Origin of the sequence: Alloacidobacterium dinghuense, assembly GCF_014274465.1 — a bacterium.
Lineage (GTDB): Bacteria > Acidobacteriota > Terriglobia > Terriglobales > Acidobacteriaceae > Alloacidobacterium > Alloacidobacterium dinghuense.
This window is the reverse complement of sequence record NZ_CP060394.1, coordinates 4,522,047-4,547,011: the sequence shown is the minus strand read 5'-3', so window position 1 is coordinate 4,547,011 and position 24,965 is coordinate 4,522,047. Positions and strand designations below refer to the sequence as shown.

Here is a 24,965-nt window from a genome sequence, read left to right as displayed (position 1 = left end):
AGGAACGAATGACTATGCTGAAATACGTTACTCGCGTCTGCGTGGCAAGCCTGCTTGCTGTAAGCACTTTAAGCTTTGCTCAGAAATCTGGTGCGGATACTTATAAAGCCAAATGCCAAAGTTGCCATGGAGCTGACGGTGCTGGAAATACTCCAGCGGGCAAATCGATGAAGGTAGTGTCCTTCAGTGCGCCGGATATTGTGAGTGCTTCGGATGCAGATCTAATCGCGGACACAAAAAATGGGAAAGGCAAGATGCCCGCGTACGCAAGCAAACTTTCGGACGACCAAATAAAAGATGTTGTCGCTTACATTCGTACATTGCAAAAGAAATAGAGCCTAAAAGAAGCTGAGCGATGACTCAATCTGAAGGATTCAGAGCGAATCGGCTTAGGCCGCTGGTCTTTTTTGCGCACAACCCAGTCAGCTTGATTGGAGTCGGACTTACGACCGCGTCAGCTCTGACTCTGATCGGCTTCTGGGTGGTCGACGTTATTGGCCACGGCGGCTCAGCAAACCCTTATGTTGGTATTGTTTTTGACCTTTGCCTGCCTGCCCTCTTTATCCTCGGGCTAATCCTCATTCCAATTGGTATGTGGTGGAGGAGACGACGGCTGAAGGCAATGGGCCAGTTGCCATCTACCTATCCCCAGGTTGACTTTGCCAATCCTGTTATCCGTCGTTCCTTCCATTTTGTCGTTCTCCTTACGTTTATCAATTTTGTGATTGTAGGCACCGCAAGTTTTCGTGGCGTTGCCCAAATGGACAAGCCGTCATTCTGCGGCCAGTCCTGTCACGTTATGGCGCCCGAGTGGAGCGCTTATCACGTATCGTCCCACGCGAATGTAACCTGTACGGAATGCCACGTCGCTTCGGGGTTGTCAGGCTACGTGAGTGCAAAGCTAAACGGAACGCGGCAGCTTGTGCATTTGGTATTAGGCAGCTATCCTCGCCCCATCATGCCAGAGGGTAAGGTGCCCCCTGCTAACGCAACGTGTTTGCACTGTCACAATCCTGGAAAGTACATCGGCGACAAGCTTGTGGTGAAGACATCCTATGGCGACGACGAAAGCAACTCGGTCACACACTCTCTGGTTCTGGTCCATGTTGGAGGGCGAGATCTGTCTGGCCGATTGAGTGGAATCCATGGCGCGCATCGTGGTCATATCGAATTCATTGCGACGGACAACACAAATCAGACCATTCCCTGGGTAGCCAAGATAAATGAAGACGGCTCTGCAGTCGAGTACGTGTCGTCGGACGCGAAGACGCCCGAAGGTGGCCAAAAGCGTGTGATGAATTGCATTGACTGCCATAACAGGGCCGCGCATTCGTTTGATACTCCAGTGAACGCAGTGAATACAGCGATGGCCCGTGGACGGCTCAGCACTTCTTTGCCTTTCCTCCACAAGGAGGGTCTTGCTCTGATCAAAGCAGAGTATGCTTCGCAAGCAGATGCAGAATCGAAGATCACAGCTGGCCTGGAGGACTTCTATCGCAGTAAGTATCCAAATGCATGGAGTCAGCAGCGCTCTCAGATCGATGACGCCGCGAAGACCCTGAGTGCGATTTATGGTGAGAATGTATTTCCTTTCATGAAGGTTACCTGGGGCACGCATCCGAATAACATCGGACATAATGACTATCCTGGCTGTTTCCGCTGTCACGATGGAAGCCACAATACCAAGGATGGAAAGAGTATCGATAATGACTGCGCCACTTGCCATAATCTGGTGGCTGTCGATGAAGTGAATCCGAAACAACTTACTGATCTAGGCATTCAATGAAGCGTCCGCGATCACGCGGTCGAAGCTCTCCGTTGGGCGCGACACCGGCAGGAATCGGTGTGAACTTCAGCGTTTACTCACGCAATGCTTCAGACATGGATTTGCTACTTTTCGATAGGGAGGACGATGCTCGCCCTGCACGTGTGATTTCTCTCGACCCATTCATCAACCGAACCTATCACTACTGGCATGTTTTTGTCCCCGGTATTCAGGCGGGGCAGATCTATGGGTATCGAGTGCAAGGACCATTCGAACCATCGGCGGGATTGCGCTTTGATGATTCCAAAATTCTGCTCGATCCATATGGTCGCGCAGTTGTTGTTCCGAGGAACTACTCTCGCGATGAAGCACAGAGCAACGCCGCAACCGCGATGAAGAGCGTTGTGGTGGATACCAGCCTCTATGACTGGGAGGGCGACACACCGCTCATGCGTCCGCCTTCGCAGACGATCATCTACGAAATGCATGTGAAGGGTTTTACGCAGCATCCGAGCTCAGGAGTCGAGGAGGATAGGCGAGGTACCTATCGTGGGCTCATCGAGAAGATTCCGTATCTCCAGGACCTCGGTGTTTCAGCTGTTGAACTGCTTCCTGTATTTCAGTTCGACGCCCAGGATTGTCCTCCTGGACGCGTCAATTATTGGGGCTATGCACCAGTCTCCTTCTTCGCACCGCACCAGGCATACAGCTCCAGCCGGGACTCCGTGACTCCGGTGAGTGAATTTCGCGACATGGTCAAGGCGCTACACAAAGCAGGGATCGAGGTCATCCTGGATGTCGTCTTCAATCACACAGCGGAAGGCGATCAATCGGGGCCGACATTCTGCTTTCGCGGATTTGATAACAACGCTTACTACGTTCTGGAGGGGGAACGGTCACGGTACGCGAACTTCAGCGGCACCGGAAACACGCTCAACGCCAATCATCCGATCGTGCGACGGCTGATCGTCGACAGCCTCCGGTATTGGGTGCAAGAGATGCATGTGGACGGTTTTCGCTTCGATCTCGCTTCGATTCTTGCTCGCGATTCGAGCGGCCATGTCATGGCTAACCCGCCCGTTCTCTGGGATATTGAGTCCGATCCGGTACTCGCAGGAACAAAGATGATTGCCGAAGCCTGGGACGCGGGTGGGCTTTATCAGGTCGGCAGTTTTGTTGGAGACAGTTGGCGCGAATGGAACGGGCGCTTTCGCGATGACGCACGTAGTTTCTTCCGCGGCGACGAAGGCGCCTTGCAACATTTTGCCGACCGTCTGCTCGGCAGCCACGAGATATTTTGCCACGAGGAGCGCGAAGCGGAACAGAGCGTGAACTTCGTGACCTGTCATGATGGATTTACGCTCAACGACCTGGTTTCTTACAACCAGAAGCACAACGAATCGAATGGTGAGAATAACCGGGACGGCGGAGACGACAATCGAAGCTGGAACTGCGGAGTTGAGGGGCAAACGGATGATCCCGCGATCGAGGATCTCCGAAACCGTCAAGTGAAAAACTTTATGACGGTGACACTGCTCTCTTTGGGTCTGCCCATGTTCACGATGGGCGATGAAGTCCGGCGAACGCAGCTTGGCAACAACAATGCCTACTGCCATGACGCCCAGGGCAACTGGTTCGATTGGTCTCTGCTTAAGAAGCACGAAGATATACATCGATTCGTGAAGTTGCTTATCGCTAGAAGGCTGCGGCGAGATGCAAGCGGACTGCGGCAACGGATGACGTTGACTGAGCTGATCGCAAAGAGCGCGAAAGGCTGGCATGGAGTTAAGCTTGACCAGCCGGACTGGAGCAGCCATTCGCACAGTATTGCGTTCAGCGCTGAGCTGCCGCAGGAAAACGCCCTTGCATACTTCATCTTCAATGCATATTGGGAGGCTCTTGATTTTGAATTACCGGATGTAGCCAATGGGCAGGAAGGCCCATGGCGACGATGGATTGACACTTCTCTACCCACACCGCAGGACATTGTGCCGTGGCAAGAATCACCCTTCGTTGCTGAACAAACGTATCAGGCGAGACCTCGATCGATGGTCGTTCTCTGGGCGCGCGCTGGCAATGATGTGCTTGCTTCTACGTGAGCAGCCCGTTCGGACGGCCAGCCAGTATGTGACCACACGGCCTGCAACTGCCAGTTGTCAATAGAGAATGACGGCGCAGACTGTTACTTCTACCAGTTTGCTACTGGGCCGCAGAGGCATACCCTTGGCTGCGTCTGGCACTCTGTGCCCTCAATTTGTCGAACTAGAGTCGTGAAGGCCTTGTTGCTTTGTGAGTACCTCCCTCAGAGATAACTTGCCGCTCTCAGCACTCAACCGTTGGGTGAGATCGAAAGCGTTACCCTAGAGTCGCGCGATGAAGAGACTGATTATCAATGTTTGCGTCGGACTCATCATTTGCCAACTGCCGGCGGCCAGTCCTTTGTCGGCAATGGCCCAACAGCAGTTGACCACCCCAACGAATAATCAAGTTGCAAGTGAACAGGATATTATCGAGGAAGAAGTCGCCAAGACCGGCGAAGTGGTGATCGATGGCCGTCCGGTGTTGACGGTTTACGAGCGGATTGCCCATCTTACTCCTGAGGCCCGCGCGCAAGGAATTGAAGCACGTATCATCACTCTCGCCAGGGAAACCAGCATTCCACCAGAATCCGTACTGATTCAACCGCGTGATGTCTGGACCGAAATTTCGGCAGACAACGTCGTGATTATGGCCGTCACAGACGCAGATGCCAGAGCGGCCGGCAAGAGTCGTCAAATACTCGCCTTGGAGGATGCAGCGAGCATCCGTCAAACCATCCAGACTTACCGGCAGGAACACAGTTGGAGGATGATACTGCGTGCAATCTTCAAAACTGCCTTGGCCGTGCTTTTTCTCGTCCTGTCCCTCTGGCTTGTCCGGCGGTGCCGGTGGTTCTTGCGGGTTCGAATTGAAGAGCACATTCGCAGAAGCGCAAAAGTCTTAGAGAAGTCCGGTTGGCATCTCTCTTTCGCCTACATCGGCCCGACGATGTTGGCTATCGGAACCTTCCTGCGATGGTTACTCATCCTTGGTCTTTGTGAAGCCACTTTGACAATTGTCCTGGGCTTTTTCTCCTCGACTCGTGAAATATCACTCACGGTGACCCGTTGGGTGTTTTCGCAATTGGAAATGCTGGGCCGGTCAGTCGTGGACTATCTACCGAAGCTGTTGGTCGTCGCTGTGATTGCAATCATAACCAACTATGCCCTTCGTTTGGTACGGCTGATTTTTCGGCAGATTCGCAGAGGTGAACTGAAGATTCCCGGATTCTATCCGGATTGGGCTGAACCGACGGAGAAGCTGATACGGCTGCTCCTTCTCGTTCTCGCGTTGATCGTGGCCTTTCCGTATCTTCCCGGAGCCAGAAGTCCTGCATTCCGGGGCATCTCTATCTTTGTCGGTGTGCTGTTGTCATTGGGTTCTTCGTCGGCTGTAGCCAGTGCGATCGCCGGGGTGATCCTGACCTATATGCGATCTTTCCTGGTAGGGGATTGGGTTCAGATCGGCGACACGATGGGAGAAGTCATCGAAAAGACTCTGCTCGTGACCCGCCTTCTCACTCCGAAAGCGGAGGTCATTACGATTCCCAACTCTGCCGTTATGAATGGCTCGGTGAAGAACTATAGCACCGAGGCGAAGAGGGCTGGGGTTATCTTTTACACCGCCGTCAGCATTGGTTTCGATGCGCCCTGGCGGACCGTTCATCAACTACTCGTCGGCGCAGCACTCGCCACCGAGCACGTATTGCGGCAACCGGCTCCATTCGTATTGCAGAGATCGCTGGATGATTTCTATGTGACTTACGAGCTAAATGCCTACACGGATACTCCTCGCGAAGTGCTGAACATATATTCGGATCTCCATCGGAACATTCAGGACAAGTTCAATGACGCCGGTGTTGAGATTTGTTCTCCACACTTCTCTTCGTTGAGGGATGGGAACACGATCGCGATTCCCGAGCAATATATCAAACCAGACTACAAACAGACCGGATTTCGGGTGAATCTAGGTGAAATCGCACGCAATGGCGACTCTCAAACGAAGTGCGCCGCCACATCCGGGGATAAGTGATTCACCGTGGTCACAATCAAGACAGTTGCAAACGCACGGCGAGCGTATCAACCATCTGGTACTGGACCCTTACTGTCTTTTCTGACAGTATGCACAGCTAAACCCTGGACATAACCTACTCATTTAATGGCTGTAACTGCATTCGCACACGGACATCGCGAGAGCGATTCGACAGGGCAGAAAAGGGGTGATGATTCATGGCCGACAAGGACAACGGCAAAGACGAAAACAAGTTGAGCAATAAGCAGTACATGAAAGAACTTCGACGCCTCCAGGCGGAACTTTGCAAGCTTCAGGAGTGGGTCAAATACAAGGGGATTCGGGTGATTGTCGTCTTTGAAGGCCGGGACGCCGCAGGCAAGGGAGGAACGATCCGCGCAATGACCGAGCGGGTAAGTCCCCGTGTATTCAGGGTCATGGCGCTGCCAGCTCCATCTGACCGCGAAAAGACCCAGATGTTCATGCAGCGCTATATCGATCGTTTTCCGGCTGGCGGCGAGATCGTAATCTTCGATCGCAGCTGGTACAACCGAGCCGGCGTTGAGTTTGTAATGGGCTTCTGTACCAACGAGCAACATCGTATTTTTCTCGAGCAATGCCCCCAGGTAGAGAAGTACATCGTGGATGCTGGAATCATTCTCATCAAGTACTGGCTGGAAGTCGGTCCTGATGAGCAGGAAAGGCGATTCAAAGCAAGGATCAATGACCCGCTGCGGCAATGGAAGCTGAGCCCGATGGATCTCGGGTCGTTCGGCCGCTGGTATGACTATTCAATGGCGCGTGACGCCATGCTCAAGGCAACCGACAGCAAGCATTCTCCCTGGTTCGTCGTTCATTCCGACGATAAGAAGAAGGCACGGCTCAACTGTATCTCGCATTTCCTGAGCAAGATTCCCTATGGAAAGGTTCCGCGGGAAAAAGTGAAGCTGCCACCGAGAGACAACCGCAAACGATATGACGATCAGGCCCCGCTGAAGAAGGCGCACTTCATTCCCGAAATTTATTGACACCGCTCATACAGAATGTTCATGTCTCGCGGCTGAATCTGCTGGATCACTTCGGCTCAGCAGGGTGCTTCTGAGGAGAGAAATGAATGTCTCGGCGCGCCATATCCCGATTCTTTCCCATCGTCGATTGGCTGCCTGACAGTACACCGAAAACTATACGTGCGGACGTAATCGCAGGCATTGCGCTTGCAGGATTACTGGTCCCGGAGGGAATGGCTTATGCGGGCATTGCCGGAGTCCCGCCGCAGATGGGCCTATACGCCGCGATGGCGGGAATGTTTGTCTACGCGCTCCTTGGAACGTCGCGCCAACTTGCGGTTACGTCTACATCGTCATCGGCAGCCATGCTGGCCGCTCTCGTGGCTCCGATTGCCGTTGGTGATTCGACGCGATACGTTGTGCTCGCTTCGGGCGCCGCGACTGCAGCGGGCATCATCTTTCTCGTAGGCGGTCTGCTCAAGCTGGGAGTTGTGTCGGAGTTCATTTCCAAGCCAGTTCTTAAGGGCTTTGTCTTCGGACTCGCGCTCACCATCATGGTGAAGCAGGCCCATAAGCTCACTGGCATTTCTGCAGGACAGGGAAATTTCTTCCATTTAGTGTGGCATGTGATCACCTCATTCAAAGAGGCGAATCTATGGGTGTGTGCAATCGGAGCAATTGCGATTGCCGTTATGTTCCTCCTCGGCGCATTTGCTCCCCGCGTGCCGTCGGCTTTAGTGGTGCTGGTGCTCGGTGTTTTATCTGTCTCCTGGTTCGGCCTGAAACAGCATGACGTGGATGTTGTCGGTACGATTCAAGCTGGAATGCCCTCGCTGAGCCTGCCCAGAGTCGGTGAAGACCAGGTGGCGGATATCTTCATGGGCGCCATCGGAATTGTGCTCGTGCTTACCGCCGAGTCTCTCGCCGCCGGCCGAACGTTTGCTGCAAGGCATAAATCTGAGATCAATCCCAATCAGGAGCTTTGCGCCATAGGAGGGGCAAACATCGCATCGGGTTTATTCGGCGGCATCATCGTCGGCGGGGGCATGTCGGGGACGGCAGCCAACGACAGCGGTGGGGCGTGTACTCAACTCTCCACCATTACATCGTCGATTTTTGTGGGTCTTACGCTGGCTTACTTGTTGCCCCTGATCAGTAATCTCCCGGAAGCTGTTCTCGGAGCGATTGTCGTCCATGCCGTCGCACATTTGGCCGACGTTGGCACGCTCAAATACTATGTAAAGCTCCGCAGTGGAAGCATCTGGGGTGAGCTCGTCGCACTGTTCGGTGTTTTACAGATGGGAATTCTTAAGGGGCTGATTTTCGCGGTCGCTCTAACACTAGTGGCCGTGATGCGAAGACTCAGCGCTCCACAGGATTCCGTACTGGGCAGACTAGGGAGCTCCGGGAATTTTGTCGATGTCGGTCGACATCCGGAAGCTGAGCAGATTCCTCATCTCCTGATCTTCCGGCCGAATGGAATGCTGTTTTTCGCAAATGCGAATCGCATTCGCAGTCACCTGCGCGAGTTCACCAGGCAGTCTGACAGGTCCCTCCACGCAGTTCTGATAAACCTCGAAGCTTCTCCTGAAATAGATGTGACCAGCCTTGAAATGCTGGAGCAACTGCGTAGTGAATTAGAGGGGTCGGGTGTTGCGCTCTACTTTGCCCGTGTCGCAGATCGGGTTCGCGATTTTTTCGATCGCAGCGGATTTACAGAACGCGTTGGGTCGAATCGGATATTTCCTGGCGTCGATTCAGCTGTCGACGCGTTTCTCAAAGATGGCGCGCGCACGGAGAAGCTTGACCAAACCCATGCCTGAACGGCCGACGAAATCCAGAAAGCGCCTCCTCGATCCGATAGAGAGGATTTCCGAAGTGCTTTTGGGCTCATCCTGAAGCTCACCATAACCTGCTCTTTCAGCATTGCTGAAGCCGGCCACACAGGAGTGCGCAGATCCTATTGATGAGAACGACAGCGTCTGCTTTCAATGCAGCGCTGCTAAAGATCACGGAATAACCGTCACCAAGTTGTCTGATTTGTTCGACATCCATGCTCGTCTCGAAGAGCGCATGGGGTTGACTCGGGCGTAACGCCGAACTCAGCAAGGACAAGCTCCTGACCGGATGGCGTGGCTCCGCCATGTCTTCCCATGGCCGGCACAATGAAAGGTTCTGCTCTCGAAACACGAATGCGGTTGAGAGCAGCGGTCACAATCTCAACAAGGTTCGCGATTCCACGGTTTCCAATTCCAACCGCGACCCGCATGCTCGGTTTGAGTTCCGATGTAAGAGACTTGCGTTCCAGTCCTTCCGGAGCAAGGTGTCGAATTCGAGTTGCCGCGAGGAAGGATACCGTTGGTAAAGATGAAACATTTGCGGCAAGGCCTGGGACATGGCGACGATGATCATGCAGATTTCTAACGTTGAAGAGATTACAATGGAGAGCCATCAAATTCCTCCATGAAATGCCCGCACGGAAGGAATGCGACGCTCTCCCGAAGCGGAAAGCAAAACCGGGATGACCGGAAACAGGACATGGCGAAAAAATGAAATTTATAGGTCTGCGCGGCAAAATCGGACGGCGTAGCCTATAACGGCAAAATCGATCCCCGAGCCAAAGACCAAGGACAGGTAATCCGATGGCTACCTAGGGGCCAATTGATCACAAATTGAAGAAGGCAAATGCACTCTCGGGGCAAAAGGAAAGTTGATGCGGAGAAACCTGCAACTAGGTATAGTGTGGGATTGTTGGAGCATAGAACGTAACGACAGAATAAAGAATGATCGCAGAAGCGTCCCTCGATATTGGTAACACCTCGCTCGGGGTCGCAAACGCCTGACGCAGGAGAAGAATACATGTCTGAGTCGTCGGCCGAGGTCTATATTGACCTCACAGAGATCGGACCCGATCTGATTATCGACCGAGGTGGTCGAGCTTGGGGGGAATTCGCTAACACGCTCGTCGATGAAATCAATGTGTCCTTTCGAAATGCGAAGGACAATTCGCTCAAGATTAGGGCCCAAACGACTGATACCCGGCCTGCCTCATCCAAGAATCCCGCCGCGGGTATGGCGGTTGGCGGAATACTTATCAGCATGCTCGCCGGTGCTGGGTATTCGATCACTCCAGAGAAAGCGACACACTTGCTCAAGGATGTTTGGCAAGCACTGAAGAAGCTTCTGCCAAAGAACACGCATGTCAAGATCACGTCGGGGAATATCACTATTGATATCGATGCCGACAGCGGCGATTCTGCAAGGTTCCTGTTGCAGGCGGGTGCAGAGGTGGTCAGCACTCTCTCTACAAAACAAGAGAATAGGCAGGACAAAGGCAAGCGTGCCGTTACGCTAAAGCCTCGAAAGCGATAAGCCAAGGTGTTTAAGCATCGAATAGCCCTGCTTTTTGGTACAGAGAAGTACGCGAACTATGCCCCTCTGCCTTGCGTACGCGGCGACATCGACGGAACGCCTAGCTTTCCGGGCCTGCATAAAGTCCTCTCCACCGGTTTAGGAAAGCATTCTTTTACTGCCGTCAAAACTTTTTATGACTGCTCAACCAAGGACCTGCTGGCAAATATCAGAGGTACTGTCGACGAGCTAAAGAAAGAAGGCAGGAATACTGCATCGACGCTGTTGTTTCTCTATTTTTCAGGGCATGGAGTGGCCGATGAGGATGAGCCACCAGAAGACCAGTTTTTAATCGCCGCTTCTGATACGGAAGGTGAGCAACCTAAGCGAGGACTGAAATTTAACTGGCTCCTGAAAATGATCCAGCCATTGGAAATGGCTGTCGTATGCTGCATCGATTGCTGCTATGGAGGAACAGCGATCGCGGCAGCTAAACACTACATTGCCGGCAAAGAAAATGCGGCGGTTTTCGCCTCCTGCTCCCCGAATGAAGAGTCCTACTTCGCAAACGATCAAGGACAGAGCCGTTTTACGAGATATCTTATCGATTGCTTGAGGGGAGTGGAACCCATCGCGCTGGATCTCAGAGATGTAACGACCACCTCTCTGGAAGCAGGCATCAAGAAGCATTTCCATGACGGATATCAGCAACCTATTTCCTGGGTCGGCGCTGCTTCACTTTTGCTCTCTCGTCCTATTCATCCCGTGTCGGTATTGAAGCGGCTCGACAAAAGCAACGTTCGGCGGACCTTCGAGGATTATATTCGGGGCCGGATGCGAGAATACGAGGACCTTCCGGAACTTATCTCCGATGAATTCCACATTCGGAGCAACTGCCAACGGTTTCTGCTTAGCGGATCGCCGATGGATAAAGTCCCGGAAGAGCCATTCGTACAGGCAACACTGGAAGCTCTGAATGAATGGAGCCTAGCATCAGAGCGTCCCTTATTGTTCGTGATGGGTGACACTGGGACTGGAAAGACGACTGCTATCCGACGGTTCTGGTATGAACAGGCACGACTGTGGCTCTCGGGCGGGACAGATCGAATCCCCTTTCTTCTCGAATTGCGGTTGTTTGGAGGGGTGCGTCTATCTGACGGCATCAATCGAACACCCGCCGAAGCTGAGAATGAATGTTTAAGGAGGTTTCGGGCAGTTTTTGTGGATGCGATTCAAAACCGTGAGGGCCTTGATCTTTTCTGGCACGACTTTGTAAGTCTCTGCCACGAAGGCAAGATGTTGTTGATTTTCGATGGTCTAGATGAGATGGACGTTGAAGGACTGGCAGCAACGCCAACTGCGAACTTCACGATGTTAATGCAATTGCTAGGACCTGAGGGCAAGATAGTACTGACATGCCGAACGCACTACTTGCGAAGCGACGTAGAACTGACTGATCTCATTGCGCACTCATCCTCGGTTCCTCACGAGATTTCTGAGATACAGGTCTTACCATTTAACTCTACGCAGATTACTGCATACCTCCGAACACGCATTCGAAGCGATGCCCTGGAGCGCTGGCACCGTGTAACCCAAAGAGATACGCTTGGATTGTCGAATCTCTGCCAACGACCATTCTTGTTGGCGGAACTTGTCCGTCATTTTGACGACGTAATTGCCACCGACGATCGGATCCGGCCGTCGCGAATGTTCTTCCAGTACCTTCGTACATGGCTGGAGCGCGACGACTGGCGCTTCAGCAGGTTCCTAAACGATTTCAAAGATGCTGTAGAACGAGATCGCGCGCGTCTAGACGAATCGATAGGAAGGGACGCACCTCGATCAGACCTGTCTGAATGGGAGCATCGGGTACTCGCAGGATTCATCGAAATTCTTGCCGCTCACCTTTGGACTAAGAACGACGTTACCATTCCTGCAAAGAGCATACCTACGGTGGTTCGGGCGCATCTCCCCTCTACCCCCAGCGTATTCGTGAGCTTTTTCGATTACGCCATCCGCACCTGTTCGTTTCTGACGCGAACAGGAGATGGCGCGTACGGATTCGTCGATAACAGCATGCTTGAGTACTTCGCCGCGCGGAAGTTTCGAGACGATATTCTGAATACGGTTTATCCATGGGATTTATCTTCGGACAGGGCAGCCTCAGCTATTCCTCGAATACCCCTCGAACTTGGCAGCCGGCCCTTAACTTCCCGAATGGCGGACGTTCTAGCAGACGCCTTGCGCTCAGACGCCGAAGGAGCGAGGCGGCGGCTGGCAGATCTGATTCAATCGACCAGCAAAAGAGTCAAGGCAAGTCCGCAGACGTTGTATTACTTGGGCGGGAACTGCTTGTCCATATACGCCAGGCTAAATAACCATACCATTCCGTCTGATGCGAACCGATTAGATCTGAGGGACAAATGGTTGAATGGAGCCTTGCTTGACCATTGCAACCTTTCTAAGGTGGATATCTCGAAAAGCTTGATCGAAGGCGCCGACTTTCAGGATGCCGTTCTAAGGGATGTCGCCCTATACGGGGCAAGAGTCTTCAACTGCAAGCTTCGTGGCGCCGATTTGAAGGGAGTTCTCATTAACGGCGAAAAGGATGCCGTCATCGTTGCCTCCGATACCTTCGATCCGGTCGCGAGCGGCGCCTCCGCCAATGTTAGAGAAGTTTATCGACTGTCAAATTCCAAAGGTCCTGGCGCGCGGGTTTTCACGAGACCTCGGGCGGTCGCGGGGCAAATGATCTTTATCCCTGGTGGGTTGTTCTGGATGGGGACCACATCGCGCATTGCTCAACCGTTCGAGAAGCCGCCAGTCCCCACCCTGGTAAAACCGTTCTATCTTAACCTTCACCCGGTGACGAACCAAGAGTTCGCCAAGTTTGTCGTTGCTAACCCCGAATGGCGAAAGGAAGCGGTGATCGACAGGTTCGGAATTCCTTATTACCTCTGCTACTGGAGGGGGGATACACCTCCCGAGGAAAAACTCGGGCATCCAGTCGTTTACGTCAACTGGTACGCGGCTGCGGCATACAGCGCATGGGTAGGTAAGCGCCTGCCTACAGAAGCTGAATGGGAGTTTGCCCTCCGGGATGGGAACCATAGCGAGCGTTGGGACTACCCGTACGGCCCATCGACAGACACCGGGATAGAGGAGTGGCTTCGCAGCCAGTTCGATACCGCCGCAACATTGCCTGCGGAACAGCGAACGCTCGACGTGACCGGTGAGGTTCAACCGAGCCGAAGATCCAGACATTACAAACTTATTGACATGAATGGAAATGTCAACGAATGGGTTCAAGATTGGTTTGAGGAGGATTTTCAGAGCGCCGAGCGATTGGTTGAGCGTCTCAAAGCTAGCGGCGAAGAATCTTTGGATGATAACGGCGGCCCGATCGCGGGTTCCCGAAAAGTAATACGCGGCGGTTCTTACTTGTTTGAATATGACAGGAACTGGACACCCTTCACAACGTTCTACAGACGCCCCCTGCCGCCAATCAACACGAACCAGGATTGCGGATTCCGGTGCGCAGTTGGTATTGAGGGTTACGCAGCATTAGATATGGGCACGAGTTGATTTACTGTGCGGGAGAGTGAAGGCTATTGAACGTTGCATGTATGGGGAAACGATTATGACGCGGATAATGACTCCATCAGTGGCTTACCTATTTTTAGGCTGCTTTGCCGCAATCATGATAATCCTGACCACTCTTGCTTCGCGCGGCCGGATATGGAGAAGCGCGGAGGGCTTCATGGCGGCAGGTCGGAGAGTTCCATGGTGGATCGGCGCAATATCGATCGCTGTGACGTGGATCTGGGCGCCCGCGCTCTTCGTAAGTGTTCAACAGGCATATCAACAGGGGATTCCCGGCATATTTTGGTTTACTGCGCCGAATGTCCTTAGTCTTATCATCATAGCTCCGCTTGCGGTTCGCATACGCCGCCAGCTGCCGGGCGGCTATAGCCAGCCAGAGTGGATTCGATATCGATTTGACAAAAAGACCGAGCGCCTCTTCCTGGTTCCCTTCTTCTGGTATCAGGTGATGGCGGTCACGGTTCAGTTATATGCGGGCGGAAGCATCTTCTCATTGCTGACGGGCGCGCGAATCGAGTACGTGATGATGATCCTCGCGTCCACTACGTTGGTATATAGCGTTATCTCAGGCATGCGGGCATCTATCGTTACGGATTTCCTTCAATATGCGCTGATGCTCACCGCCGCGTTGATTGTCATTCCTTGGACGATCAGTAGCGCCGGCGGATGGTCAGCGATTTCCGGCGGTCTGGGCGGGGTTAGCGGCAGCCACCGCAGCATCTTTGATGCCCAGGTAGCATTCAATTTCGGGATAGTCACTACGATCGGATTGCTTTCCGGCTCGCTCGCCGACCAGCAACACTGGCAGCGAGCGTTTGCAATCGAAAAGCAAGGATTGGTGAGGGCTTACGTCCTCTCAGGGGTACTCTTCGGGATCGTGCCTCTAGTAGTTTCGTTGCTTGGCTTTGTGGCGGCAAATCCCGCCTCGGGTGTCTCGCTCGCTGCTGGTGTTGATCCGTCCATGGTGGGGGTTGTCGCGGTTTCACATTTCCTTCCTAAGTGGGCAGTGGGCGCATTTGCGGTAATGTTGCTGGGTGGGCTGTGCTCCACGCTAGACTCGGGGATGTGCGCTGCCAGTGCACTCTATGCCGGGAGTGTGTTGAAGTTGAATCCTGCCGAACAGGCAATCCGTGAGAAGGAACGACTGGGTCTTGAACTGGCGGCAGAAGAGCGTGAAGAACAGAGGCAACTCGACCACAAGATTGTGTCGCGCGGGAGATGGGCAATGGTAGGTGTCACGGTTGTGGGCGCCGCTGTTGCCCTCGCCGTTTTATACATTCCCGGTTTTGGTCTTCAGTATCTGTGGTGGGTCTTTAACACAGTAGCTGCCTGCGTGGCGATGCCTACGATTCTGAGCTTATATTGGAATCGCTTGGGTTCAACGGGCGTGTTCTGGGGTGTCTTGATCGCATTTTTTGTTGGTATTCCACTCTTCGTGTACAGCAATATCAGGGGCATTATATGGTTGACTGTGGCTTCATCCTTGGGGATCATCGCGGTCACAATCATTTTCTGTCTGATTTTCCCGCGAGCAGTGCCGTTTGAAATGAGGCCTGCCAGCGGTCAGGACCTGGAATGGCCGGAGAGGACTCTTTCGAATTAGTCTTGGGGACCCGCTCGCCGGGAACTCGACAAGATTGCTACCGAGTGAACCGCTTTCAAATAAAAAGTGAGACGCGGAACGAAGGCGATGCAGCTCTTCGTTCCGCGTCTCGGTTGGTTGTTTCGGTTGATGAAACCCGCTCTAACTAGAAGTTAATGCGGAAGTAAGCCTGACCTTGGCGAGGGCTATTGCCCTGACAAGGTCCGACCACGTAACCAAAGTTTGCGTTAGGGTTGCTGGCGGTGCGGAGATCGCTGACATTCGAATCACTTGGACCGCAAACCTGCATACGATTCAGAACGTTGAAGTACTCCATCCGAAGTTCAGCCTGCACGCCTTCGCCAAACTGAAACTTCTTGGCGAGCGCCAAATTCTCTACAGATTGAAACGGATTACGCAAATCGCTCTGATTTCGTGCAGCAGATCCCACAGCTGTTCGACCAGGATCAGAGAAAGCACCAGTATTCAAGACCGGAGTGCCGTTGTAATAGTTCTTGTAGTTGAGACTGATAGGAGCCCCGGCTACGTCATTGGCGCGGTTTCCGCCTGTAGCTAGAGGCGTTCCCGAAGCACTAATTCCAAACGGCGTACCACTGTCGTACTGGAAAGTACCGCTGAGCTGCCAGCCACCGATCACCTGCTTGCTGAGGAACCGATTGCCACCGCTGAAGAATGGCTTGCCTGCACCAAACGGCAACTCATAGACACCGCTCAGAACAAGCACATGTGGTTGATCGCCCGACGAGACCGCCCATTCTGCCCTCTGGTTGAATTTGTTGAGAGCATTTGGCGTAAAGATACTGAACCCTGTATCAGCATTCGACATGGTTCGCGAGTAGGTATACGAAAGCAGGAAGCTCAAGCCGTCGCTAAACCGCTTCTGTAACTGAGCCTGCAATGCGTTGTAGATAGAAACACCGTTGGTGTCAAAGTTGTTGAGGGTGTTTCCATTCTCTGTTCCCAGAAATTGCGGATATTCAAGCAATGCCTGCTGAACCGTCTGACCAGGAAAGTCATTGCTGAAGTTGGCATAGGGCTGATAAAGGCCGTTGATCTGAGCAACACCGACGCTGTGGAGAGCAGCCTGACCTGCAGCCGAGTTCCATGGCTGCAGGAGAGCCTGTCCCAACGAGAGGTACCTGGGATCAAGCTGGTTCGTTGGATTGAGTGCAGACACGAGGTGAACTCCGTGGTTACCAACATAGCTGGCTGACATAAACAGGTTCCAAGGAAGTTCGCGTTGTAATCCCAAGTTAAACATTTGGGAATAGGGCTGACGAATACCACTCCTCTGGAAGGCGTGGAGAACGCCTGATCCATTGCTTATGGTTGCGGTCAATGGCGTAGCTGGGGGATTTAGCAGCGTACGAGCATCCCAACTACCATAAGCGGCAAGGTTGGTTCCACTGGAAGGAGTCTGATTGATTCCTGCCAAGATATTGCCGTAGTCGTTGGCGACTTTATTGGTGCCGAATTCATAGGCTCCGCCATCAAGAAAGATGACTGAGTAGCCGCCGTTAAGCACCGTTTTGGAATTCACCGCATAGGAAAATCCAAGACGTGGCCCAACGTTTGTCCATGGAATATCGGCACGACTGAAGCCGGCAGCTCCTGGTCCATTACCGAGCGCTGTTGCAGCGCCCAACAATGGACCATTGGGGCCGATAGCTCCGGGATTTGGCTTTGTCACATCGAGAAAGGTGATGTTGCCGGGCTGGTCAGCCGTATACGGCACGAGAATATCCCAACGCAAACCAGCGCTAATCGTAAGCTTTGGGTTGATCTTGATGTCGTCCATGATGTAGGGCGAGATCGAGAAATTACGCAGCCTCGATTCAAATGCCTGCTGACGGAAGGAGCTGTCCACCTGTCCGAGCAGGAAACTGGCAAATGCGTTCCCGGTTGTGTTTTCGTTCAGGCCTGCTCCCTGGTCCGTTATGCCATTGCTGGTCGTAAGGCTGGAGAACGCAAACCCGCCGGTACAGCTGTTGCACTCGTGATCATCCTGATAAGCACGGCGTGCCTCAAAGCCAAAGTTAAAGGTGTTGCGGCCGTGCAGGTATAGATAGTTGTTCGCAAAGGCAAGACCCAGCTTGCGATTGATGCTACTAACCTCGCCATTAGTGTTTGCGCCCCAAGTGGTGGGCGCATCTGGAGCGAGGCCGGAGAAACTGATCGTGGGTAGTGTCGTCCCTTGTTGGACGCCAGGGAAGTTGACGTTCTGATGAGCATTGAGCTCGTTGTTAATCTCGCCCGTCCAGCCAAAACCAGCCGTAACAACCAGGTTGTTGGATATCGAGCCCGTGTAGTTCAGGAAGAACCCCGAGCCCAAACGCGGCTCTGTTTTCAGTCCTGACAGCTCATTGCTGAAATATGCATTGTTATCGACGGCCGGAGAATTGTGGCTGTCCCGCCATTGGCTGTAGTGGATCGAGTGCTGCTGATTGAAGTTGTGATCGATCGTGAAACCCCATGATGTTTGCGTCGTTTGCACCACGCCGAGCTGCGAGTTGATGTTGTTGGTCAAGCCTGGCAGCGTCGGATCAGGAATCTGATTCAGCAAACTCGATGAGAGGGCACTGAAGCAGCTCTGAGGAATGATATTTCCAGGGAACTGCTGGCCCGGCGTGAGACCGGCGCAATGCAGACCCGCAGGTACATAGATAGGCGCGTAGCCCGAGAAATTACCCTGCTTTGCAAGGGCTGTCGGCACAGTCATGGTCGTGGAAGGCTGTTGATTCCACTTGAACCACTCAGAGCTGGCGTGCCAGAACGTACGATTGCGCCCGTTATAAACATGGGGAATCCATACCGGGCCGCCGAGCGAGAAGCCGTAGTTATTTTGCTTGTCGACAGGGACTTGAGGGTTGATTTGTACCAGACCACGCGCATCAAAATAGTTATTCCGATTGATTTCGAATGCATCGCCGTGGAGCTTGTTCGTGCCGGAAACGAAGTTGTAGCTTACCGCGCCCTGCCCCAGTCCATATTGCGTAGAGAACACATCGCTGGCAACGTGAAACTCGTTCACCATCTCGAACGGCGGGTTGATGTAGCTTTGATACCCTTCCGTCTCCGATTGCACGGCCGGAATCCCCTGGAACAGAACCTCGTCCTGGAAATCTTGGCCGCCGGAGATACGATGACTAAACTCACTTCCGGTCACGCCCGGAGCAAGAAAAATGAAGTCGTCAATCTGGCGACCTTGCCCGTTGATTTGATCGGGCAGTTCCTGGACGACCTTGTTTTCAATCGTGACGCCGACCTGCGGGGTCTGCATCTGGAGTGAGATGGCCGAGCTGGTGACCTCGACCTGAGTGTTTACCTCGCCAACTCCCAGCACCAGGTTCACGCTGGCAGTCTGTCCGGTTGCCACAATGACTCCGCGTTCGACTGCTGACTGAAAACCCGTCTTCGTAATGGTAACCGTGTACGTACCAGGAACGAGGCTGGGAATATTGTAGCTGCCTGCTGAATTGGTAGTTTCCTGAGTCACGACTCCAGTTGCCAGGTTGCGAACAGCCACCTGAGCCCCGTCGAGTGTGGCCCCCGATGAATCAGTGATTGTGCCGTTAATTCCGCTCTGCGTCTGAGCCAGAGCCCTGCCTACGTAGACCAACGCTAATAAAGTCAGTACTGGTATTAAAAGTCTTCGACAATATAAAGACTGCATCCGTGAACCTTTCGAACGATAGGTATGCATAAAAACTTGTCGAGCCACTTGCCTGCCCGCCGGTAGAAAGAAAATGAGAGCTTAACCAGGTGGTATGGTTTCCATAAAGGAATGGTATCGATTCCACCTAGAACTAGAATTCTTGCTCTGCCGCATAACAAGTGTCAAGGATCGGCAAGAGAAAACACGTCACCGTTGCTCGAAATCGAATCAACTCGCCTCACCATGTTGGCTAATCGCAGCCGCTCCGGCGAGTAAAATCCAAAGACATATCAGAAGACCCTGAATAGTCTTCCTCGATTGAATTTGCCGTTGCCCACCAGTCTTTTCGTGACAGAGACCACGTCTGCGCTATGATTGGGCACGTTTACATGATGCTTTTGCCGTAACGCTCGATAGCCCTGACGTCCCCATGTAGGCAGAAGCCTCTGGGAGTGCGTCTATGTATCGGCAGCTTGGCGGTTCGGCAGTTTTGTTGTTGCTGGTTACGTCTGCGATTTCACACGTTGTCGGGCCGAGCCGCGGAACGCTGGCTGTCCACAGCGAGTCGGGCAGTCCAAGCACCAGCTCGACGGAGTCGTCTGCTGTGGAGGCTGACGAGCATACATGTTACGTTTTCGAAGCTCTGCGCCTCTATGCCGGTATTGTACGATCGCCATCGAAGCCAGCTGCGAGCCCGTTAAACGAGAGTCTTCCATCTAGCCTGACCTGTTCGCCATTGACTCTAGCGGCAACCTTTCCATCGGGCATTCCGCAAATTGACACCAAAGAGAGCCAGGTGCTGATTGCTACCGTTCCCGATCCGCTGCAATCGTCGGAGGCACTGCAGTTTGACCGCGATATAGCGGCTCTCCAAGAGGCCGCTTCAACTGCGGGGTATGACTTTCAGAGAATATCGACTCCGTGGCAAGCCTCCGATTTGTCAGACCCGAAGGACTTCAAAGACGCTCGCGAGGTAGAGCGCTATCGCCAGAGCTTTGGAGATGAGCCAGGGGCGATACTCTTTCGAAAGCGAACGCGCGCCGACAGGGTTCGTCTTGATGATGCCGACTCGTTGCTCCTTCTTGTACTGGTGCCGGAATCACCGATCTACGGGCTCAACCTGACCGCTGGCCGCGAAGCTCTGGATGCGGTCCGCACCTTGCTGAGCCAGGGCTTTCGCACGACGCCGGCCGGAGCACCGGAAGATGCCTCCCGCATCCGCTGGATCGGACCCAGTTATTCCGCATCCGCACCGGGATTACGAACGCTGGAGCAGGAGACACAGCCACACCTGTCCTTCGACGTCTTGAGCGGAACGGTCAGTACCAACTCGGCGACTGCTTTTCTGGTGAAGCTCGACCAAGATGGAAGATGGGCGTCCGCAGGTGGAGGAACCCAAACCACTCTCACGGAGCTTGATCAGAGCGCTCTCTGCTGGTTTCTTGGACAAACCTCAAGACCCGGCATGCATTCCGATGAGCCCGTGGTAGTCCTGCAAGAGGATGAGACTGCCTACGGCGGAAATATATCTGATCCCACGATTCCAACGAATCCGTGCAGCCCATTCACAAATCTCGTGCGACGCTTCACCTTTCCGCGCGGCATATCGCATGTGCGACGACTATACGGCAGCACACTCAAGAGCACCGCCGCGAGTCAACCGGAAGAAGAGGAAAGTTCCAAAACGAATGGGACGGTTTCTCTCAGTTTTCGAGACGAACTGAAAGACCCCCTGGATGAGGTGCCCGAATTCGCTCCACAGTCTCCTGTATCAAATGAGAGCGTGCTCGCGGCGATTGCTTCGAGCATCAAGCATTTGCATGCCCGCGCCATCGTGATTAGAACCAGCGATCCGCTGGATCAACTCTTCCTCGCCCGCTATTTTCGTCAGGAATGCCCGGACAGCAGGCTTGTTCTTTTCAATGCAGAGCGCCTTCTCACGCGCTTGCGCGGTGACTTCAATCTGGATGGCACACTCATCGTCACTCGTTTTCCGCTCTTCCAGAATTCGTACTTGCAAACTCCATTCCGTGGAGAGTCTCGTCATTCTCTGTCGTTCACGAACAGCCGGGAAGAGGCTATTTTTCTGGCTGCACTGTTGCAGATCAAACCTGGCGATCTTCCACTGCGGCAATCGCCATTCGGTCATCAGCACTTTGCGATGGCTCCCTGGATTGGCGTAGCTTCCGGGGGAGATTTCTGGCCTGTCGCTTACTTCGGCAAGGATCCGGTCGGCCAAAACACAAAGGCTCCCGGTAACGTTTTGCTGCTTACGGACACTCCGCCGGAGCCGCTTCCCGTTTTATGGACCCTCGTTACGTTGGCTACTCTTGGCTTTTCTGTAGTTCACTTTCTGTGTTTTCTGGCAGCAATGCCGTTGCACACCAAGCTGCGGCACAGCAGAATGGCCTGGGCAAGAAAGATAGCGCTGCATAAGATGCTGAGCTACTACCTGTCTCCTCCATCGGCCACCTGCGAGCAGTCCCGTCTCTTTACCGGACAATGCTGGTGGCTGCTGAATATCAGCACGCAGCTTGTTCTTGTTCTCTCGTATCTTTTGTTCCCGGCTCTTGCCTATCAAGCAAAAGTACAGAACGTTACTTCTGTTCTGGCTGGCATTCAGCACTTCCCCATGCAAACGACTATGTTTGCCGGCTTCACACTGATCGTACTCATGTCGCAGTTCTGCATGGCAGGCACGCTCTTTCTCCTCCTTTCGAGACGCTGCAAACAGCTCGGGAAAGGGTTCTTCAATCGCTTCGAGGGCTTCCTGCTCCCCTGCATCTCCTTGTTATGGGTTTTGCTTTCGCTCACGCTCTTTTGCCTTCAACTTGCTGACAAGCAGACCGGATTCGCTTTCGCATCGCGTAGCTTACATCTGAGCTCTGGCGTATGTCCGATCCTGCCGCTCTTGCTTGTTTCGGTCGGGTTTCTGATTGCTGCTGTTGTGAATCTCAATGCTCTGAGTATGGCGGTGACGCGCAATCCTGCGTTGCCGCTGATTCATTGGCCTTATCTGGACCTGGCCTCGTGGCAAATCAGGCTCACCGGTTTCACAGAACTCTGGTACGGCCTCCCAGGCATGGACGGTAAATTACTTGCGGCGGTTGTTTTCCTGGTCTGCCTGCTGTTGCATCCGCAAAAACTCTTCGCAACGTTTGACACGCCGTACATTGGCTGGCTCTACACGTTTAACTTTGTTCTAAGTATCTGGACTGTGCTGTGGCTCTGGGTGCGTTTCACCCGCATTTGGGGTGTGCTGCGCGGTGGTTTGGATTCTCTTGAGGGTTCTCCATTGCGCTTCGCGTTCTCGCGTCTTCCATCAATCTTTTCTGTCGATCCGATCTGGTCATATTCCGGGCTGCGCCGTGTCGTCACATTGCCAATGCGATGGTTTGAGTACCTGAAGGTTGCTCCACCAGTGGCGGACGAGAAACAGTCGATCCTCACTGACAACCTGCACGAGTTGCGAACAATCCTTCAGGAAATGCGTGATGCCCAATGGCTCGACAACAGGACTTACTGCACCTTCAGCCACAAACAGAACGAATATGCGATTCAGCTCTCGGAGGTGCCAGCAATTCGCGCAAGCTGGGAACGCGGCGGTCCTGATTGCTCGATCTCCGGTGCATCAACATGCAAGCCTGAGAAGTCAGAAGAAGGTGAGAACAAAGAGGCCCACTGTCCGCAGTCCCGCGCTGATATTCCTTCACCATGTGGCACTGTCTTCGGTCCTGACAATTGCCTGGTGGAAATTGGCAATGAGTTTATCGCGATGCGCGTCGGCGCTTATGTTCGCTACGTAACGCTGCAGATGAAGAACCTGATGACATTCATGTCTCTGGGCTTTCTGCTGACGCTGCTTGCTGCTATCAGCTATCCGTTTGACCGGCCGCAGATCATTGCATGGGCTGCGACGCTTACTCTCGCTGCGCTGCTTTTTACGGTTGGGACGGTGCTGGCGCAGATGGATCGCGATGCCATTCTCAGCCGGATGAGCAACAGCACTCCGGGGCAGGTTCGGTACATGGCGTTTGTGAAGCACATGCTGGCTGTGGGCGGACTGCCAATTGTCACAGTTCTTGCGACACTCTTTCCCGCGATCGGCAGCTATCTCTTCTCCTGGGCCGCTCCGATTCTGGAGAGCCTGCACTGACAGCGATCCCCACGCTATGATGCTTTCGTGGGCTCCTTGCTGGAACTTGAACGGTTATCGATCGCTTTCAATGGCCGTCTCGCCGTCGATAACCTTACGCTAAGCATCGCGCAAGGCGAAGTGCTCGGGCTTGTTGGCGAATCAGGCTCTGGGAAGTCTGTGACTGCGCTCGCAATCCTTCGCCTGCTTGATTCTGCGGCGCAGGCGACCGGATTGATTCGCTTCGATGGGCGCGATTTGCTTTCATTGCCGACTGAGGCCATGCGACGCGCGCGTGGACGCGAGATATCCATGATCTTTCAGGAGCCGATGACGGCGCTGAATCCGGTGATGCCGGTGGGAGCGCAGATTGCCGAAGCGATTCGTGCGCATCATCCTGAACAAAGCCGGCGACAGGTGCGTGAGGCAGTGATCGAGGCGATGCAGGCGGTTGCGTTGCCGGAACCTGAGCGACGCATGAATGACTATCCGCACCAGTTCTCGGGTGGGCAACGGCAACGCATTCTCATTGCGATGGCGATTGTGAATCGCCCTCGGTTGCTGATTGCCGATGAGCCGACGACGGCGCTCGATGTCACCGTGCAGGCGCAGATTCTTGATCTGCTGGCTGATTTGAGGGAGCGCTACTCGTTGGCGATGCTCTTCATCTCTCACGATCTGGCGGTAGTGTCGCAGGTTGCAGATCGAGTGGCTGTGATGCGGCATGGCTTGCTTCTGGAGCAAGGCTCTCGGAAGAACATCTTCCAATCGCCGCAGCATGCGTACACCCGGAGTCTTCTTGGGGCGATTCCCACATTGCAGACGGATATTCATGAGCCACTTGCGACGCTGCCATCTGCACTTGGAGCGAGCGCTGGTGAGCTTCGCGAGTATGCGTCTGGCCATTGGGTGAGAAGCTAGGGCACTTGGAATCCGGGCGCGTTGGGACTAGAGTGAGAAGTTGGCTTTGTGACCATGCGCGCCCTTGTCCTCTCCGATATCCACGCAAATCTTGAGGCGCTTGATGCAGTGATTGCGGCTGCGCCTGAGTACGATGTGGTGTGGAACCTTGGCGATGTAGTCGGTTACGGCGCCAATCCCAATGAGGTGATCGATCGCGCTCGCTCGATTGGCAGCGTCTTTGTGCGTGGGAATCATGACCGCGTTTGCAGCGGGTTGAGCAGCATGGAGGACTTCAATCCCATTGCCAGCCGAGCAGCGAAGTGGACGCAGTGCGTGCTCTCGGCGGAGCATATTGCGTGGCTGCGGCATCTGGCGCATGGTCCGATCATGCCGGATGGTCCGCAGGTGAGCTGCACGCATGGATCGCCGCTGGATGAGGACGAATACATTCTTTCCATGCGCGATGCGATCCATCCGCTCAAGCAGGTTACGACTGCGATCAACTTCTTCGGCCATACGCATCTGCAGGGCGGTTTTGCCACCAACGGAGATGACTGGTTCAAGCTGGTTCCGGACTATGCGACGCACGACGAAGCAGAGGAATATGAGATTCAGTTACGCGAAGGTGTTCGCTATCTGATCAATCCGGGTTCGGTGGGGCAGCCTCGCGATGGCGACTGGCGTTGTGCGTTTGCGATTTATGACGATGTGCAGCGGATTGTGACGTTTTATCGTGTTCCGTATGACGTAAAGCTGGCGCAGATGCGGATTATTCGCGCTGGTCTGCCGGATCGCTTAGCGACTCGGCTGCGCGATGGGCGGTAGTTTTCGGCCACGTCTGAGAAAAAACAGAT

Annotated in this window: 13 protein-coding genes; 12 read left to right on the top strand and 1 reads right to left on the bottom strand. The window is 53.7% G+C overall.

Annotated elements, in window-relative coordinates; translation table 11 throughout:
- Nucleotides 1-8 precede the first annotated feature (8 nt).
- The 9 genes from H7849_RS18780 to H7849_RS18740 all read left to right on the top strand — a co-directional run bounded on the left by H7849_RS18780 (nucleotide 9) and on the right by H7849_RS18740 (nucleotide 15,418).
- On the top strand, nucleotides 9-335 hold the full coding sequence (locus H7849_RS18780) for a c-type cytochrome (protein ID WP_186741526.1): 327 nt from the start codon (nucleotides 9-11) through the stop codon (nucleotides 333-335).
- A gap of 20 nt (nucleotides 336-355) precedes the next feature.
- On the top strand, nucleotides 356-1,786 hold the full coding sequence (locus H7849_RS18775) for a NapC/NirT family cytochrome c (RefSeq protein ID WP_186741524.1): 1,431 nt from the start codon (nucleotides 356-358) through the stop codon (nucleotides 1,784-1,786).
- Nucleotides 1,783-3,864 (top strand): glycogen debranching protein GlgX, encoded by a 2,082-nt coding sequence (glgX, locus tag H7849_RS18770; protein ID WP_186741522.1) that lies wholly within the window; start codon nucleotides 1,783-1,785, stop codon nucleotides 3,862-3,864. Before H7849_RS18775 ends, glgX begins: the two co-directional genes overlap by 4 nt.
- Before the next feature lie 274 nt (nucleotides 3,865-4,138).
- Nucleotides 4,139-5,875, top strand: a complete 1,737-nt coding sequence (locus H7849_RS18765) for a mechanosensitive ion channel family protein (RefSeq protein WP_186741520.1) — start codon at nucleotides 4,139-4,141, stop codon at nucleotides 5,873-5,875.
- 197 nt (nucleotides 5,876-6,072) lie between these two features.
- Complete coding sequence (gene ppk2 / locus H7849_RS18760) at nucleotides 6,073-6,882, top strand: polyphosphate kinase 2 (RefSeq protein ID WP_186741518.1); 810 nt, start codon at nucleotides 6,073-6,075, stop codon at nucleotides 6,880-6,882.
- Between the two features lie 86 nt (nucleotides 6,883-6,968).
- Complete coding sequence (locus H7849_RS18755; protein WP_186741516.1) at nucleotides 6,969-8,684, top strand: SulP family inorganic anion transporter; 1,716 nt, start codon at nucleotides 6,969-6,971, stop codon at nucleotides 8,682-8,684.
- A gap of 1,036 nt (nucleotides 8,685-9,720) precedes the next feature.
- Nucleotides 9,721-10,233, top strand: a complete 513-nt coding sequence (locus tag H7849_RS18750; protein ID WP_186741514.1) for a hypothetical protein — start codon at nucleotides 9,721-9,723, stop codon at nucleotides 10,231-10,233.
- A 6-nt stretch (nucleotides 10,234-10,239) separates the two neighbouring features.
- Nucleotides 10,240-13,797 (top strand): SUMF1/EgtB/PvdO family nonheme iron enzyme, encoded by a 3,558-nt coding sequence (locus H7849_RS18745; RefSeq protein WP_186741512.1) that lies wholly within the window; start codon nucleotides 10,240-10,242, stop codon nucleotides 13,795-13,797.
- 175 nt (nucleotides 13,798-13,972) lie between these two features.
- Complete coding sequence (locus tag H7849_RS18740; RefSeq protein WP_186741510.1) at nucleotides 13,973-15,418, top strand: sodium:solute symporter family protein; 1,446 nt, start codon at nucleotides 13,973-13,975, stop codon at nucleotides 15,416-15,418.
- A gap of 145 nt (nucleotides 15,419-15,563) precedes the next feature.
- On the opposite strand, the gene H7849_RS18735 is transcribed toward H7849_RS18740, so the two are convergent.
- Nucleotides 15,564-19,091 (bottom strand): carboxypeptidase-like regulatory domain-containing protein, encoded by a 3,528-nt coding sequence (locus tag H7849_RS18735; protein ID WP_285288899.1) that lies wholly within the window; start codon nucleotides 19,089-19,091, stop codon nucleotides 15,564-15,566.
- A gap of 442 nt (nucleotides 19,092-19,533) precedes the next feature.
- Here H7849_RS18735 and H7849_RS18730 point away from each other — a divergent pair, with 442 nt between their 5' ends.
- From H7849_RS18730 to H7849_RS18720, 3 genes are read left to right on the top strand one after another with little or no spacing between them, the layout of a single operon-like run.
- Nucleotides 19,534-23,229, top strand: coding sequence for a hypothetical protein (locus H7849_RS18730; protein ID WP_186741506.1), 3,696 nt, complete (start codon nucleotides 19,534-19,536; stop codon nucleotides 23,227-23,229).
- Nucleotides 23,230-23,256: 27 nt separating this feature from the next.
- Nucleotides 23,257-24,129: an ABC transporter ATP-binding protein gene (locus H7849_RS18725; protein WP_186741504.1), complete on the top strand. Its 873-nt coding sequence runs from the start codon at nucleotides 23,257-23,259 to the stop codon at nucleotides 24,127-24,129.
- 54 nt (nucleotides 24,130-24,183) lie between these two features.
- Entirely contained in the window at nucleotides 24,184-24,936 is a 753-nt protein-coding gene (locus H7849_RS18720; RefSeq protein ID WP_186741503.1) for a metallophosphoesterase family protein, read from the top strand.
- Nucleotides 24,937-24,965: the final 29 nt, after the last annotated feature.

What these genes read in the sequence shown, in the direction of transcription:
- H7849_RS18780 (WP_186741526.1), top strand. Translation starts at nt 9, where the DNA reads ATGACTATGCTGAAATACGTTACTCGCGTCTGCGTGGCAAGCCTGCTT.
- H7849_RS18775 (WP_186741524.1), top strand. Translation starts at nt 356, where the DNA reads ATGACTCAATCTGAAGGATTCAGAGCGAATCGGCTTAGGCCGCTGGTC.
- glgX (WP_186741522.1), top strand. Translation starts at nt 1,783, where the DNA reads ATGAAGCGTCCGCGATCACGCGGTCGAAGCTCTCCGTTGGGCGCGACA.
- H7849_RS18765 (WP_186741520.1), top strand. Translation starts at nt 4,139, where the DNA reads ATGAAGAGACTGATTATCAATGTTTGCGTCGGACTCATCATTTGCCAA.
- ppk2 (WP_186741518.1), top strand. Translation starts at nt 6,073, where the DNA reads ATGGCCGACAAGGACAACGGCAAAGACGAAAACAAGTTGAGCAATAAG.
- H7849_RS18755 (WP_186741516.1), top strand. Translation starts at nt 6,969, where the DNA reads ATGTCTCGGCGCGCCATATCCCGATTCTTTCCCATCGTCGATTGGCTG.
- H7849_RS18750 (WP_186741514.1), top strand. Translation starts at nt 9,721, where the DNA reads ATGTCTGAGTCGTCGGCCGAGGTCTATATTGACCTCACAGAGATCGGA.
- H7849_RS18740 (WP_186741510.1), top strand. Translation starts at nt 13,973, where the DNA reads ATGGCGGCAGGTCGGAGAGTTCCATGGTGGATCGGCGCAATATCGATC.
- H7849_RS18735 (WP_285288899.1), bottom strand. Translation starts at nt 19,091, where the DNA reads ATGCAGTCTTTATATTGTCGAAGACTTTTAATACCAGTACTGACTTTA.
- H7849_RS18730 (WP_186741506.1), top strand. Translation starts at nt 19,534, where the DNA reads ATGTATCGGCAGCTTGGCGGTTCGGCAGTTTTGTTGTTGCTGGTTACG.
- H7849_RS18720 (WP_186741503.1), top strand. Translation starts at nt 24,184, where the DNA reads ATGCGCGCCCTTGTCCTCTCCGATATCCACGCAAATCTTGAGGCGCTT.